The following is a 14847-nucleotide window of genomic DNA, read 5'->3' on the forward strand; positions in this document are numbered from 1 at the left end:
AATCGTTTAGTACTAACCTTTTTGGTTTTCAGATTTGAAAGTTTCATATCCTTTCAAAATTCTGGCAGCAATTTCATATTCGCTAGATCTTTTGATAAAAGCTGGATCAAGATCCAAATACTGCATAAAATGAACTAAATCATCTCCTTTCAAACCAGTCAACTCAGTAACAATTTCCGAATTATACTTTTTATTGTTGGCGATTACGTTCCCCTGATTAGCTACCGTCTGATAATATTTCACTTTATTTTTGTGCTTCTTACTAAGCTTCTTTACAATAAATGAAACTGGTTTATTAATGGCATAAGCTAATGATTTAGTATAATCAGGATCATAGTTTTTAGGAATACTCCCTTGTGATTTGTTTGGGGTCATTCCAAAAGGAACAAAAGTTTCATTTTCAACCTCTCCCATGTCAATAATTTTTTTTCGGAATTCAGCTTCAGTATCAGGCATATTACTCACTCTAACTTCATCTAGTTGAATCATAGCAGGATTTAAAGTGAGACTCAAAAACTGTTCATCATTGATAACGAACTGCTTGGTATTAAAATTAATATTGGAAGCAATTATGGTATCTCCTTTATTGGCAACCAGCATAAAGCGACCATTCTCATCAGAAACAGCCATATTATTTGCTGTTGTATTCACCAAATGCACTCCATCTATCGGCAATCCATCTTCGCTGGAAGTGACTTCACCTTTTAGGCTTTGAGCATGCAAACCAAAGGTGGAGAAAATTAAAAATATGAATAAGAGAAATGTCTTCATATTACAGTAAAAACGTTCAAATTCGAATTGTTAGTATATAGAATTATTTAAGAAATGTCAAAAACTTAGTTTAAGTTCATTCCATTTCTGACTTTACGCTATACTTTTTATGCAAATCTATTATCTTTTTGGCTATTTCATAATCTGTAGATTCGGCTATGTAATCACTAGTTAGCTTCATAAAACTCATAAATTTCATTAATTCTTCACCTTTGAATCCAGTTAGTTTGGTCACTATTGCTTTATTGAACTTTTTGCTGCTTAAGATCTGCTGATCCTTTGCTGCTTTCACTTCATAATAATCACGTTTTGCTTTATGTCTTTTACTAAACTTCTTAGTAAAATAGGACATCGGAAGAGTTAATGTAGGCCAAAACTTTTCATTAGCTCCAAATTTCAAATTTGTTCCCCTCTCATACAATTTTGGTATTTCCCCTTTTGGTTTACCAGGAGTTACTCCAAACGGAATAAAGGAATCAATTTCAAGCACTCCCATCTTAACTACTTCTCTCTTAAACTCATGTTCATCCTTAGGTAAATTATAAACCTGTATTTCATCCAATTGAATTATTTCAGGAGTTAATAAAATAGATTGAAAATCTATCTTCTCAATAATTCTAAACTCTGATTTAAACCCTACAAAAGTAATTCTCAAAGTGTCGCCAACTTTACCTAATATTCTAAACTTCCCTTCCTCGGAGCTAAAATCTACCTCATCATTCGCAACATTTAATAGATGCGCTCCAGCAATTGGCTTATAATTCTCAGAAGAATAAACTACACCTTCAATATGATTTTGACAGAAGGAAGAAAAATGAATAATCAATAATAAGGTTGACAGATAATAAATACGCATTTAAAACAAACGTACTTACTTTTTCAATATTACTCAGCTGACCTATCTAACAATCTCTTATCAATATTTTTGGTGGTTTTAGCCCCCAGTTCTCTAAGGATCTCAGTCCTTCTTACTAGGTTGCCCTTACCGTCATAAAGCTTCTTCATTGCATCTGAATAACTATTTTGCGTAGTTTTAAGATTATTACCAACCTTAAGCAAATCATCTGTGAAATTGGTGAATTTATCATAAAGAGCCCCTGCCTGAGTTGCAATTTCAATCGCATTTTTATTTTGTAAATCTTGTTTCCAAATATAGGAAATCGTCCTAAGAGTAGCCATCAGGGTGGTTGTAGAAACCAATACTATATTTTTATCCAGTGCTTTCTCATACAAACTTTGATCTTCTTTCAGCGCAATTGTTAATGCAGGCTCATTTGCAATAAACATTAATACGTAATCCGGTTGATTAATATCATAAAGATTCTGGTAGTTTTTATCTCCCAATGTTTTTATGTGGGAATAAATACTATCAAGATGATTCTTTAGAAAGCGACTTTGCTTTTCATCATCTTCAGCATCAAAGTAATTGCTATATGCAGTTAAAGAAACCTTTGAATCTAAAACTAAATATTTATCATCTGGCATTTTGATGATGTAATCTAGTCGCTGGTTATCTCCCTCCTCATTCTTATAATTTTTCTCCTTCTCGTAATGTACTCCCTTTTGCAACCCTACCTTTTCTAAGATGGCTTCTAACTGCATCTCCCCCCAATTTCCTTGTGATTTAGAATCCCCTTTTAGAGCTCTTGTTAAGTTCTCGGCTTCTTTTGTTATTTGAAGATTTAATTCTTTCAAGGAAGTGATCTGCTCCTTTAATGCGCTATTCCAAATTAGATTTTCTTTATTGCTTTTCTCTACTTTTTCTTCAAATTTATCTATCTTTTCCCGTAGCGGATTTAGCAATTCCCCAATATTTGTTTTATTCTGTTCTGTGAATTTTTTACTCTTTTCTTCAAAGATCTCTTGAGCCAAATTTTTGAATTCGTTTTTAAATTGCTGTTGCAATTCTGCTAATTCAGTTTTATGTTCTTCTAATTTAATTTTAAGGTTTTTATAATCAGACTCAACGGTAGATAATTGTCTATTTAACTGAACATTCTTTTCTCGTTCCTGAGAATGCGCATTTTTTTCTTCTTTTAACTCTCCTAATAGGCTATCCTTCTGACTTTTTGCTACGCTAAGCTCAGTTAGAGCCTGTTGCTTTTCATCTTTTAAAACAGCTAATTCTCCTCCATTACTATTTTGAGATTTAAGAATGAAGTAAGCCAAAATACCTCCAACTACTAATCCGACCACTACTGCTATGATTTCCATGATATTACTATTATAAAGATGCTCTTAAGAAAAAACAAAATTAAAGATTCAAAAAGATAGATTTCCATAAATCCTGAAAAGTATTTTGAAGAGGGCATAAAAAAAGCCGGATAAACCGGCTTTCTTTCATATGTATATGTAAATATGTAAAAGTTCTATTAATTCAATACGAATCTTATAGGAATTACCCTTTGAGATCGTACAGCTCTACCTCTCTGTCTACCTGGTGTCCATTTAGGAGAGTTTTTCACTACTTCAACAGCTACTTCATCACAACCTCCACCTATACCTTTAACAGCAGTTACGTCTGTTAAGGAACCATCTCTCTCGATTACGAACTGCACATAAACTACCCCTTCTATACCCATTCTTTGTGCTTGTCTTGGATACTTATCGGATAATTGGTTAGCAACATAATCATAGAATGCTTGGATACCCCCAGAAGGCTCAGCTTGTTGCTCTACAATCTGGAAAACCTTGTCTACTTCCTCTTCTTCACCTTCATCTTCAAAGACTATATCTTCAATTGCATCATCCTGATTCATATCCATATCTAAATCAAGCTCGATATCTTCTTCAATTTCTTCTTCATCAGGTATCTCAATGATTTCAGGAAGTTTTACTTTTGGTGGCGGTGGCGGTGGTTGCTCCGTTGGTGGAATCTCCATGATATCCTCCATGTCATCAGTCACCGTACCTAAGTCCATGGCCGGCCCATCATCATAAAATTTGTACTCAAAAGCAAAAAACACCAAGGATATGGATATAACCAATCCTATGTTCAAAAAAAGCGTTGACTTTTTGTTGATGTCAGCTTTCGGATTCTTTTTAAGTTCCATAATTAAACATCGTTTAGATAGTAAAACTATTATTTAATGAATTAAATTCAAATTATACTTATAATCTTTTTGAAAAATTTGAATTTAAATTTTATAAATCACATAAAATACAAACCATCCTGCAAAAACTCCAATCGTATTTGCAAGAATGTCTAGTGGTTCAAGACCACGATCTGGAATAAAGGTTTGCCCAATTTCTATGATCAACCCATATCCTATACTGAGCCCGATTGCTAAAGGCACAGCATAAAATCGAAAAAACAAGAAGGTATATTGTTTAGAAAAACCCAGAATAAAAAGGAAGCACAATACTGCAAAAACAAAGAAATGGGCGATTTTATCAAAACTTAAGATTTCCCAAACATTTGTGACAGGCATTGATTCACCTGGCGTTAGGCCCAATAGTAAAATGAGCAAGAACCAGATAATTCCAAACAGATTATACCTGAGAAACATTACTACTCGCCTATCAATTCTTTATACTCTTCTGCCGACAACAACTTATCTACAGATGAAGGGTCGGAAAGTTTCAGTTTTATCATCCATCCTTTATCATAAGGATCATCATTTACAGACTCAGGTGCATCTTCTAAAGACTCATTAAACTCTAAGACTGTTCCTCCCACCGGCATAAACAAATCTGAAACTGTTTTCACAGCCTCTACCGTACCGAAAACTTCACCTTCATCTATTTCTTCATCAACCGTTTCTACTTCTACATAGACGATGTCACCTAGCTCACGCTGTGCAAAATCTGTTATACCGATATAGGCTTCATCACCTTCTACCCTCACCCATTCGTGATCTTTGGTGTACTTTAAATTGTCAGGAATATTCATTCTTATTTAATTTTAAAATGGCTACTGATTAATATTTCTCCAAAATTACATTCTTTTTTCGGATGCAAAAATAATTATTGCAATCCAAAGCGAACTTGTACACCAAAGGACGTATTTGTGGTTGGAAATGAGTTCTGAACCCTGGGTTCATTGAAGTTTCTTTGGAAATAAAAGTTCAGGTTTAGCCTATCATTAACTGTATAATTTACTGTCGGGCGAAGTTGGAAGTTTATTGTACCATCCACCAAAACATTTCGTCCATCGTCTAGAGTACGTTGAACCACTTCTGTATCCCTTACAGTTATACTTAACTGCATGGTTAAGTCATTATCTAATGATACCGTCCTTCCTTTTACTTTGAAGGGTAGCGTAAAATTTGGGTCCGTAAAACCGATATCAATTACTATATCATTACTTTTCTGATCTGTGATTTGAGATGTTTCAGTACTTAGAGCGACATTCCTTTCCTTTTTGTATTCGAATTTTGCAGTTAATCTTCCTGAACTTCTTAAGCTTACACCAATCAAGGGTGAGAAGCGTTCAGAAATTAGCACTTGACCTATTGTATAAACTGGCAAGTAAAATCCACTGTCAGAAACAACGGATGGTAATGGATAATTTTCTATGTTGTTATTCAGGTTTATTTGACTCTCCGCGTTGTAAAAAGCATTATTAATGTAATTATTAATAGTCAAAGTAGATACGTAGGCGTGACTTAAACTTACACTCGGGAAAACTTCCTTAACTGCTTTAATATTAGATAGTCCCTTATAATCGACTCTCCAATTAGGTAATGGTAATTTCGGAAATGGATTAGTTTTAATTTCATTAGGGGACGTCCCTGAGTAAGCTGCTAAAAAAGAAGGAATCAAAACATCTTGGTGATTGATTTGATATTCACCCCCATTCGGATTATTAGCAGATAATCTTTGTCTTAGTATTTCTCTGTTTTGACGGACCTCTTCAAATAGAGGAGAATTATTTTCATCAGTTGCTACAAATGATGTATTGATCATATTGTAGCTCATTATATAATTCCCACTTCGTGTTGGTGTCAGATTTACAAAAGCATCCTCCTGATCACTAAACCTGAATAACTCACTATAATTTTCATTTATGGTCCTATTAACATCCAACTGGATACTTAAATCTTTTGCTGGTTCAAGCGTTGCTTTCAGATCAAGCGTTTTTGTAATGGATTGTGTATAAAAATTTGATTGTGAGTTTGACCTAGCTAACCAATTGTTTTCTGCAGCTCTGTATCGAATATTGGGGTCTTGACTTCCTAGAATGAAAGGTAGACCAGGAGCTGTTAAAGAGGAATCTAAACCAAAAAGATAGGCTCTATTTCTAAAACCTGGTAGTAAGGTACCTCCCCGTTCGGAATAACTACCGGTGACGTTTTTCAATGACATGAGTAGTTTAAGAAACCCTTTCACTATCGGTGCCCCTGGTTGAGTCCAGGTGGTATCTTGTTCATTAGCCCTTAGTCGTGGTGGGTTATTAATTCTATTCAGAATTTTTACCTTATTGTAGAGCTTATTCATATCCAATCGCGAATTCAATCCCCATTCACTACTGTTTTGAATCAAGTGACCTAAAGTGTCAATCTGATTTAAAGAACCCGAAGTCCAGTTAAAATCAACTTTATAACGAGCCTCAGCAGAAACCCAATCTGTAAAAGGAATCTTTCCTAAAGGTATTTGATATCCCGTTACAACGCTCTGGTCAAAATTCTTCATTCTCCCTAAATTCTGAAGATTAGTCAATATACTATCTCTCTTAGCTTCTGTATTTATTTCTCCCGCCTCTTCATCAATTATAGAAAATGCTCTTGCAGAATAGTTTACATTTAGATTCTCTGTTAAATTCCAATCTAAGTTATAACTCCTATTTAACGTAAAAGCCTTCTGGAATTGAGGTTCTATCCCTTCAATTCCCAGTCTGTCATTTCTCAACTGAGTTTTCACGTAACTCCTATCCAAATCAGCACGTACCCCAAAAGTTGAAGGCAAAGGATTAATATTAATATCTTGAATTAATTGCAAATAAGGAGAATTTAAAAAACTAGCTTTCTTAAGAGGTGCAATACTGGCATTAGGAAATCCGTAATTGTAACCTACTGCGCCTTTGTAATTCCGTGTTTCAAAAACTGCCGTTTGTAAGTTACTCCTATTAATATCACTATACGCATATGTAAAATCAAAATTAGAAATAGCAAAAGGTAAGACGAGTTTATCGCTCTGTTTGCGTTCTTTTCTGACGTTTGTAAAATTGATACTTCTTCTTACTTCCTGATCAATCACTAAATTTCTGTAAGCTTCTGCCTCTTCGACTGTTTCAAAGCTTTGCAACGCAGCAACTAGAGGAATATCAGGATCTCTTGGATCAAAAAATGGGGTTGATGTGAAAGTTTGATAGCCTAAATATGTTGGGATTTTAATTCCTGACTCGTCCCCAAAAAATTTTCCTAAACTAAAATTTGCAGAGATATCATAAGCTTGAATAGTTTCCCGAGATCTTTGCGCAATATTTTGTTCAATTCCACCAAAGCCAACTGTAGAATAATTAGTCCCCATAGTAATATTAGCAAAATCAGCTAGTTTGGCATTTATTGTGGCATTAGCAGCCCAACCATTGGTTTGATCAAAATCGGTCACTCGCATTTCATTAGCCCAAACGCAAACATCTTGAGGTAGTGTCGTTCCACCATCCGGATTTCGAATCCCCACCATCATAGTTTGTAAAGAACTCATATCTGGTCTCCCCCTCACAGTCAGTGTATATTTACCAAACTGCTCAGAATAAGGTAATAGAATATTTTGGTTACCCAACACGCGATTTCTTCTTGATTTTAATTCATAAAGTCTGTTGATATCCAAATCAATTTCATTTTCCAATGGCCAAATATCTCTCGGATCAGTAGTTTGATAAGGTGTGATTTTAAGAGGAATTTCAATTTCATAATAATTATCATCAAAATCAGTACCTAGCCTTACAAAAGCTGTCACCGCATCATCATTGACATTTGCACCTTGAGCATGTAAAAACAATTTCAAAGTGTTATAATTGACTAAATCGAAATTCACATTTTTAAAGGCTGCTACTGCTTTTCCTTCCTCCAAATCTTCTACACATAATTGAATAGATTTTTCATTTTGACGCACCGGATTGGCTACCGCTGCTATATCTTGGTCCCGCGTAATTCCCGGTGGTAAAACATAAGGCACTTTACCAGGGCCGTTTTCTGAATTGGCCTCTATACTCACTGCAGAAATCACCAGGTTAGAAGGTTTCTGTTCAGGTGTTTCAATTATTCCTGTCCTCGACAGGGATCCATCATATCTACGCCATTGAGAACCTACCAAGCGGAAATCTGCCATTCTTAAAACTACCGGCTGTTCAAAATCTGTCAAAATAGTTCTTACATATCGGATGGTTTTAAATCCTTGTATATCACCTTGAGTTCTTGTCGGATTTCTTACCGGAATTCGAAATAAATACCATTTTACATTTTCATTTTCACCGGAAGCAGTTACCTCATCCACTATATAGGGATTGCTAGATACATTCAGGTTACTGGTTGTCAAAGGTACCTCATATTCATAATACTCCTCTAAGGTTGATACTGTTTTATCGTTATTCAAATCCTCCGAATCAGGATATCTGCTTCCAGAAGGATTAAAATTCTCTCCACCTGATTCTGCCGGAGTGTTCCCCTCCATATTACTAAAGTTTTTATAGCGTTCTATGATAGGAGCTTCTCGCTCATCAAATTCGTCTCCAAGAAAATACCTGAAGTTATCGGCTGCTACATCGCTCAATATTCTATCTTTTGCCTCTTGAGAGATAGCAGCACTTGAATTTATTTCGTTTACAAAATCGCTATAGAATTCACCTTCCAAATCGTTTCTAATTCCATCCAGTCCTACGTCTTGATTAGCTCTTGCACTAGGATCAGTTGAAAATACATCTGTTATAGGAGAATTTGAAGGGACTCGCCCTTGATCCGTAATATCTACTTCTGCTGCATTATCATAATTGGCAGGCAACCCATTTTCATAAGCTAGCTTATTATCAGGCAAAATATCTTCTGAGACACTGCCTAGATTAAAGAAAAGCTTCCCCCCTGTGGTATTATTAGTAGCATCTTCCGAGCCATCATCTACAACTCCTCGTTCTGTTTCAATGAACGGATCTAGTAACCAAAACTCTATATACTCAATATTATTTTTATCAAAATCGACCTCAGAAGTGATAGCACGGGTAATTCCACCCCAATTTTGTCTTGGAGTCTTTAACAAACCATCGGAAGTCAAGTCACTGTTAAAGTTATACATCCCTCTTTCCTCTGGAAAGTAAGCCATGTCAAATGTTTGTTGAAGATTTATACCAATATTTCTATCCCGATTTTTATAAATTTCTTGAATAGCAACACTTCTACCGTAGTGATTTTGCTTTGCTGACTCAGAAATTTCCGGTAGATTTTGACCTGTAGTTTGATAAATTGTATTATCAATATTGTACCATGCTAATTTGGCTCGCTTTTTATTTTCACCATACTTTCCCTGTCCCATGAACCGATTGTCTTCGGTCTTTGGAGGGGATGCCAAACTCCAACTAACAAAATCACTACCTAGATTATTCACCGTAACCGATTGTTCAAAGTCATCTAAATAAGCCGTTCCTTGCCCGTCTACTTGACTACTCGTACCAGGTATTAACTGAGCAAATTCTCCTCTCAGGGTTAGGGAAGATGGGGCTTTGGTATCAATAAATGGAATCAAATCAACCATCTTCGTTAAAAACGGCACTTCATCACTATAATTTAAATCAAGTCCCCATTTTGTGTTGCTCGAAGGTTCAGAGCCAATCGTATATCGTGAGACCCCTAAAGGCCGTTGTGTATGGCGAAGCACTGTGGCTCCAATATTAATTTTATCGCTAACAACGTAATCAAACCTAGTTCCAATCAATGTTTTAGACTGAAAATTGAACATGTCTTCAGTTTCAAAATCTATATCTAGATCTCTACCTGAACTCAAAATTCCGTCATTCAAAATAATCACTCTTCCTAGATTATAATCTACTCTGTAATCAATCCCTTCTTGAAGAGGAGTTCCGCCAGCACTAACCCTTACTGAGTTTTCTGCAATATTTAAACCAGGCAATGCGATTTCAGTAGATGATCCGCTTTCATATTGACCTTTTATAAAGAATTTATCCTTAGAAGTGAGCTGTTGTGCATCATTCTTGGTTGATTCATACAAAGTATTAAAAACATATTTACTTTTAAAAGTCTGCTCATCTGGTCTAAATTGCTGATCTAAACTGCTTCCAAATGGCTCTAATACGGGAAATATGATTTTACCTTCCTGCTGATTAATCGTAAGTCCATTGATATAATCAAAGTTTCCATCTGGTTGCGGATCATTATTTTGATTTAAGCTATCCAGGTTAAATACTCGAAGCAAAGGAATGTCTCGTAATGAACTCTCATGCAAACTTGGGTTATCCTGGCCTGTTCTATCATCTCTGTAGATTATTCTTAATTGAAAACCTTCCTGACTAATCTGATTTCCCTGAAGATTATAAATATTCTTCATCATCAAATCCCAAGTTGGAACATCAACGTTAATCTTCGAAGGCCTTAGCAACTTTAACAAAACAACGGCATCATCAGATCTACTACCATAGTTTTCTGCCATTTCACCCACTTGATAACGTTGACCATTATAAGTATATTCATATGCTACTGCTAACATCTCATCATTCTGAAGCTGTCTCCTTAACGAAACATAGCCCAATTCTTTATTAAAATTATACTCTGTTGCATCTAGCTTCCTTGCAACATTAATAATTTCATAATCAACTGTGCGAGACAAGGATGGACTAGAAGTTTCTAGTGAATTAAGGAAAACATCGTAATTCTTATTGTAATTGTTAATTTCACCCCACAAGCTGTTAGCATCGTTATCTGTGGGATTATTATTAGAAACACCAGATTCTAAAAATTGACTTTGATTGATATTGTTAGGATTAGCTTCTCCTAAATCCATAAAAGCAGCTATTGATCGTAAATTTTGGGTATTTGCAGTCCTATTTAAGATGTAAACCTCAACTCTTCTTATATCTAAACTAGAATTAACTCGAGGAAGCCCATTCAACCATCTCTCATAATTATTTCTAAAAAAGTGACCTAAAAAGAAATGCCTATTTTCATCATAATCAGAGGATCTTACTTCAAACTCCTGCCTTTGAGAGCCTCCTTCTACTTTTACGCTTTCTGCTTTTCCCCTTTGAGTAGAAGCTACACTGGTGACAAATAAATGACCAAACTGCATTTGCGTTTTCACACCAAAAAGGTTTTGTGCACCTGACATCAAGGAATTATTAACTGGCATACTTACATTACCAATTTCGATTTTCTTTAGTATCTCTTCTTCATAACCAGTGTATTCTACTTTCAAATCGTTCTGAAAATCAAAAGAATTATTATTAGCAAAATTAGCAGTAACTGCAAGTTTTTCTCCGACCTTACCGACAGCGTTCATATTAATTTGCTGATCAAATTCAAAGCTTGAGTAGCGTTGTTGCTGAACTGGGAGATTGGGGTTTTCATTCCTTGTAAATCGTCCTCCAAAATCTAAGGTAATGAATCCGTTTGGTATTAATTCTACAAAGCTTCCTCCAAAAAGTCGATCAAATACAGGGCTGACGTATAAAGGAGGAATCAACGATCGACCACTGACGGCACTTTCCCCATCTAATCCTAAGGAACGCTCTCTCCAATATTCCTTTAAAATTCTATCATCTTGGTAATTTGAAAATTCATCATATGACATTGATGAAGTAGGTCGAAAATCGATATCTCCTATAGTTTCATATATGGAATAATTAAAGCCTGTATCAATTTCTACATTAAGATTTAATGCTGCAGGATCTTCCAATAATAAAGGGCTATTACCTAAATCATTCGAAAAGGGATCGCCATATCTATCTTGAACCTGATAGGTGGGTCTTCTGCTGGGTTGGTATTTTCGTAAACTGTCAGCTTTGATACTATCTGTTTTTGATTTGACGGTATCCTGAGATTGCTGAACTTGCTGAAACATTTCAAAAACATTCTCGTTACTTTTTGAGAATAGGTTTTGATGCCCCCCAATAGAAAGGGAAAAAATAAAAACTACCCGTAAAAGAAGTTGAAAGCTTCTACTTTGCAAAATACAATTTAGTTTAGGCTGATTTCAAGGCTTGCTTAATTAATTGCTCTAAAGTAATATTTTCTTGATTAGCTTGCAATATCTTATCAATAACCTTCTCAGCAGAATTTTTAGCAAACCCCAAATTTATCAAAGCAGATAACGCTTCGTTTCGTAGGCTATTGTTTGAAACTACAGAAGATTGGCTAGATTCTGAAATTAATCCTTCTTTTTTATACTTATCTTTAAGCTCTAAAATAACCCTTTGAGCTGTTTTTCCTCCAATTCCTTTAATCGATTGAATTTGCTTTACGTTTTCAGCTACTATTGCCGATTTAATTTCATGGGGATTCATAGCAGATAACATTCCAATTGCAGTTGAAGGGCCAATTCCAGAAATTCCTACTAAATCTAAAAATACTGTTCTCTCCTCAGGCAAATAAAACCCGTATAGTGTTTGGGCATCTTCTTTGACGTGAAAATGAGTCAAAACTTTAATCTCCTTCTGACTTTTAAAAGCATCAAAAGTGGATAAGGGAATATTGACATGATACCCTACTCCCCCAACTTCTATGATGAGGTGAGTAGGCTCTAGTTCAACTAAAAATCCTTTTAAATAAGAAATCATAAATTTGACTGGATCTGATGATTTTGGGCATCTACGACAGAAATGGCTACCATATTAACTATTTCTCTAATAGAACTACCTAGTTGTAAAATATGCACTGGTTTATTCATACCCAATAATATTGGTCCTATTGCCTCAGCATTTCCCAGTTCCATTAATAATTTATAGGCAATATTACCGGATGATAAATTTGGAAATATAAAAGTATTGGCTCCTTTTTCAGCTAACTCACTAAAAGGATATGTTTCTTTTAATAGCTCTTCATTAACAGCAATGTTTGCTTGAATATCTCCATCTATAATTAGATCTGGCCATCGCTCTTTAGCTATTTGCCTGGCTTTTGCAGTCTTTTCAGGAATTTCACCTTTACTGCTACCAAAATTAGAATAGGATAGCACGGCCATTCTTGGTTCGAATCCAAAAACTTTAGCTCCTCTTGCAGTTAGTCCAATAATTTCAACTAATTCATCAACGGTTGGATTAGTATTAACCGTAGTGTCCGAGAAAAAGAAAGTGCCTTTTTTAGTCAATAAGATATACATCCCTGCAACTCTCTTACCTTCTTCTGCTCCAATAATTTCTAATGCAGGTCGAATAGTTTTAGGGTAGTCCTTTGTAAGACCGGAAATCATGGCATCAGCTTCCCCTAGTTCTACCATCATACTGCCAAAGTAATTCCGATCACGCATTAATTTTACTGCCTCATATTGCGTAACTCCCTTTCTTTTTCTTTTCTCATAGAGCACTTTCCCAAAATCGTTCCGCTTTTGATCATCAAGGAAGTTATCAATTATGTCTACACCACCTAAATCCAATTGGTGCGTTTCAATCAGTGCTTCTATTTTTTCTCTGTTGCCTAACAAAATCGGCACAGCAATTCCCTCATCAATAACCATTTGAACAGCCTTCAGAATATTAGCATTGTCTGCTTCTGAAAACACCACTCTTTTAGGATCTTTCTTGGCTTTGGTGAGTATTCTATTCATCAATTTCTGATCTACACCAATTCTTTTTTGAAGATCAACATCATATTGTGCCCAATCCCTGATATTAGTTTTGGCCACACCTGATTTCATTGCAGCATTTGCAACAGCAGGTGAAATCGTTGTAATTAAGCGAGGATCAAGAGGTTTCGGAATTAGGTATTCTCTACCAAAAACAATTTTTTGATCATCGTAAGCTTTATTAATCAATTCGGGAACGGGCTGCTTAGCTAGTTCAGCAATTGCATAAGCAGCTGCTAATTTCATTTCTTCATTAATCGCTGTGGCTCTTACATCTAACGCACCTCTAAAGATATAAGGGAATCCTATGACATTATTAACTTGATTAGGATGATCGGATCTACCAGTAGCCATAATGATATCCTTTCGCGCTGCCATCGCCTCAGCATAAGGGATCTCAGGGTCAGGATTTGCTAAAGCAAAGACAATTGGGTTATCTGCCATAGCTTTTATATGTTTCTTATTGATGACATTTCCAGCAGATAGACCTAAAAAGACATCCGCTCCTTTCATGGCATCCATTATGTCTTTAATTTCAGTATTTGCTGAAGCAAAAAACCTACCTGTTTCACTTAAATCATCCCTATCTTTAGTCAATAATCCCTTTCTATCAAACATATAGATGTTTTCAAGCTTAGCTCCCAAAGAATTATAAAGCTTACTACATGAAATGGCGGCAGCACCTGCGCCTAGTACTACAATCTTTACATCCTCAATCTTTTTATCTACCAATTCCAGAGCATTCAATAAAGCGGCACTTGAAATAATAGCCGTACCATGTTGATCATCATGCATTACCGGGATATTCATCTGCTGTTTCAATGCGGTTTCCACTTCAAAACATTCTGGTGCCTTGATATCTTCTAAGTTAATCCCTCCAAAAGTTGGCTCAAGTGATTTAATGATTTCGATCAGTTTCTTAGGATCCTTCTCTTGTATTTCTATATCGAAAACATCAATTCCTGCAAATTTTTTGAATAATACACCTTTACCTTCCATAACTGGTTTGGATGCATCTGGCCCAATATCTCCTAGTCCCAAAACAGCCGTACCATTAGAAATAACTCCAACCAAATTTCCTTTAGCTGTGTATTTATAGGCATTCTCTTTATCTTTTTCAATCTCTTTACAAGGCTCTGCTACTCCTGGAGAATAGGCTAATGCCAAGTCCGATTGAGAGCTTAACATTTTAGTGGGCACCACCTCAATTTTCCCTGGGGTGCCTTGCATATGATAATTTAATGCATCTTGTCTGCGAACTTTTTTTGGCATAATAACTCTGTAAAAATTTATGAATAGCATCAACGAGACAATTGCTACAATTCTCTCGCTTGAAAAAATTTTAATATA

At 35.5% G+C, this 14847-nt stretch carries 9 protein-coding genes; all 9 read right to left on the minus strand.

The annotated features are described in order from the left end of the window. Window positions 1-12: 12 nt before the first annotated feature. The 9 genes from B9Y84_RS10675 to B9Y84_RS10715 all read right to left on the minus strand — a co-directional run bounded on the left by B9Y84_RS10675 (window position 13) and on the right by B9Y84_RS10715 (window position 14769). Window positions 13-771: a carboxypeptidase-like regulatory domain-containing protein gene (locus tag B9Y84_RS10675; protein ID WP_085517092.1), complete on the minus strand. Its 759-nt coding sequence runs from the start codon at window positions 769-771 to the stop codon at window positions 13-15. A gap of 76 nt (window positions 772-847) precedes the next feature. Beyond that, on the minus strand, window positions 848-1627 hold the full coding sequence (locus B9Y84_RS10680; RefSeq protein WP_085517093.1) for a peptidase associated/transthyretin-like domain-containing protein: 780 nt from the start codon (window positions 1625-1627) through the stop codon (window positions 848-850). 29 nt (window positions 1628-1656) lie between these two features. After that, the gene (rmuC, locus tag B9Y84_RS10685) at window positions 1657-2985 is read right to left on the minus strand and encodes a DNA recombination protein RmuC (protein WP_085517094.1); all 1329 of its coding nucleotides are present in this window, start codon (window positions 2983-2985) and stop codon (window positions 1657-1659) included. A 158-nt stretch (window positions 2986-3143) separates the two neighbouring features. Further along, a complete protein-coding gene (locus B9Y84_RS10690; RefSeq protein WP_085517095.1) occupies window positions 3144-3824 on the minus strand; it encodes an energy transducer TonB in 681 nt (226 codons plus the stop codon). A gap of 84 nt (window positions 3825-3908) precedes the next feature. Then, entirely contained in the window at window positions 3909-4241 is a 333-nt protein-coding gene (locus tag B9Y84_RS10695; protein ID WP_085517506.1) for a VanZ family protein, read from the minus strand. 41 nt (window positions 4242-4282) lie between these two features. Beyond that, complete coding sequence (gcvH, locus tag B9Y84_RS10700; protein ID WP_085517096.1) at window positions 4283-4663, minus strand: glycine cleavage system protein GcvH; 381 nt, start codon at window positions 4661-4663, stop codon at window positions 4283-4285. 74 nt (window positions 4664-4737) lie between these two features. Further along, window positions 4738-11778 (minus strand): T9SS outer membrane translocon Sov/SprA, encoded by a 7041-nt coding sequence (gene sov / locus B9Y84_RS10705; RefSeq protein WP_245830851.1) that lies wholly within the window; start codon window positions 11776-11778, stop codon window positions 4738-4740. Window positions 11779-11899: 121 nt separating this feature from the next. Beyond that, entirely contained in the window at window positions 11900-12493 is a 594-nt protein-coding gene (gene ruvA / locus B9Y84_RS10710) for a Holliday junction branch migration protein RuvA (RefSeq protein WP_085517098.1), read from the minus strand. Continuing rightward, a complete protein-coding gene (locus B9Y84_RS10715) occupies window positions 12490-14769 on the minus strand; it encodes an NADP-dependent malic enzyme (protein WP_085517508.1) in 2280 nt (759 codons plus the stop codon). Before B9Y84_RS10715 ends, ruvA begins: the two co-directional genes overlap by 4 nt. Between the last annotated feature and the right edge of the window lie 78 nt (window positions 14770-14847).

Source organism: Marivirga sericea, from assembly GCF_900177665.1.
GTDB lineage: Bacteria > Bacteroidota > Bacteroidia > Cytophagales > Cyclobacteriaceae > Marivirga > Marivirga sericea.

What these genes read in the sequence shown, in the direction of transcription:
- rmuC (WP_085517094.1), bottom strand. Translation starts at nt 2,985, where the DNA reads ATGGAAATCATAGCAGTAGTGGTCGGATTAGTAGTTGGAGGTATTTTG.
- gcvH (WP_085517096.1), bottom strand. Translation starts at nt 4,663, where the DNA reads ATGAATATTCCTGACAATTTAAAGTACACCAAAGATCACGAATGGGTG.
- B9Y84_RS10680 (WP_085517093.1), bottom strand. Translation starts at nt 1,627, where the DNA reads ATGCGTATTTATTATCTGTCAACCTTATTATTGATTATTCATTTTTCT.
- ruvA (WP_085517098.1), bottom strand. Translation starts at nt 12,493, where the DNA reads ATGATTTCTTATTTAAAAGGATTTTTAGTTGAACTAGAGCCTACTCAC.
- sov (WP_245830851.1), bottom strand. Translation starts at nt 11,778, where the DNA reads ATGTTTCAGCAAGTTCAGCAATCTCAGGATACCGTCAAATCAAAAACA.
- B9Y84_RS10690 (WP_085517095.1), bottom strand. Translation starts at nt 3,824, where the DNA reads ATGGAACTTAAAAAGAATCCGAAAGCTGACATCAACAAAAAGTCAACG.
- B9Y84_RS10715 (WP_085517508.1), bottom strand. Translation starts at nt 14,769, where the DNA reads ATGCCAAAAAAAGTTCGCAGACAAGATGCATTAAATTATCATATGCAA.
- B9Y84_RS10675 (WP_085517092.1), bottom strand. Translation starts at nt 771, where the DNA reads ATGAAGACATTTCTCTTATTCATATTTTTAATTTTCTCCACCTTTGGT.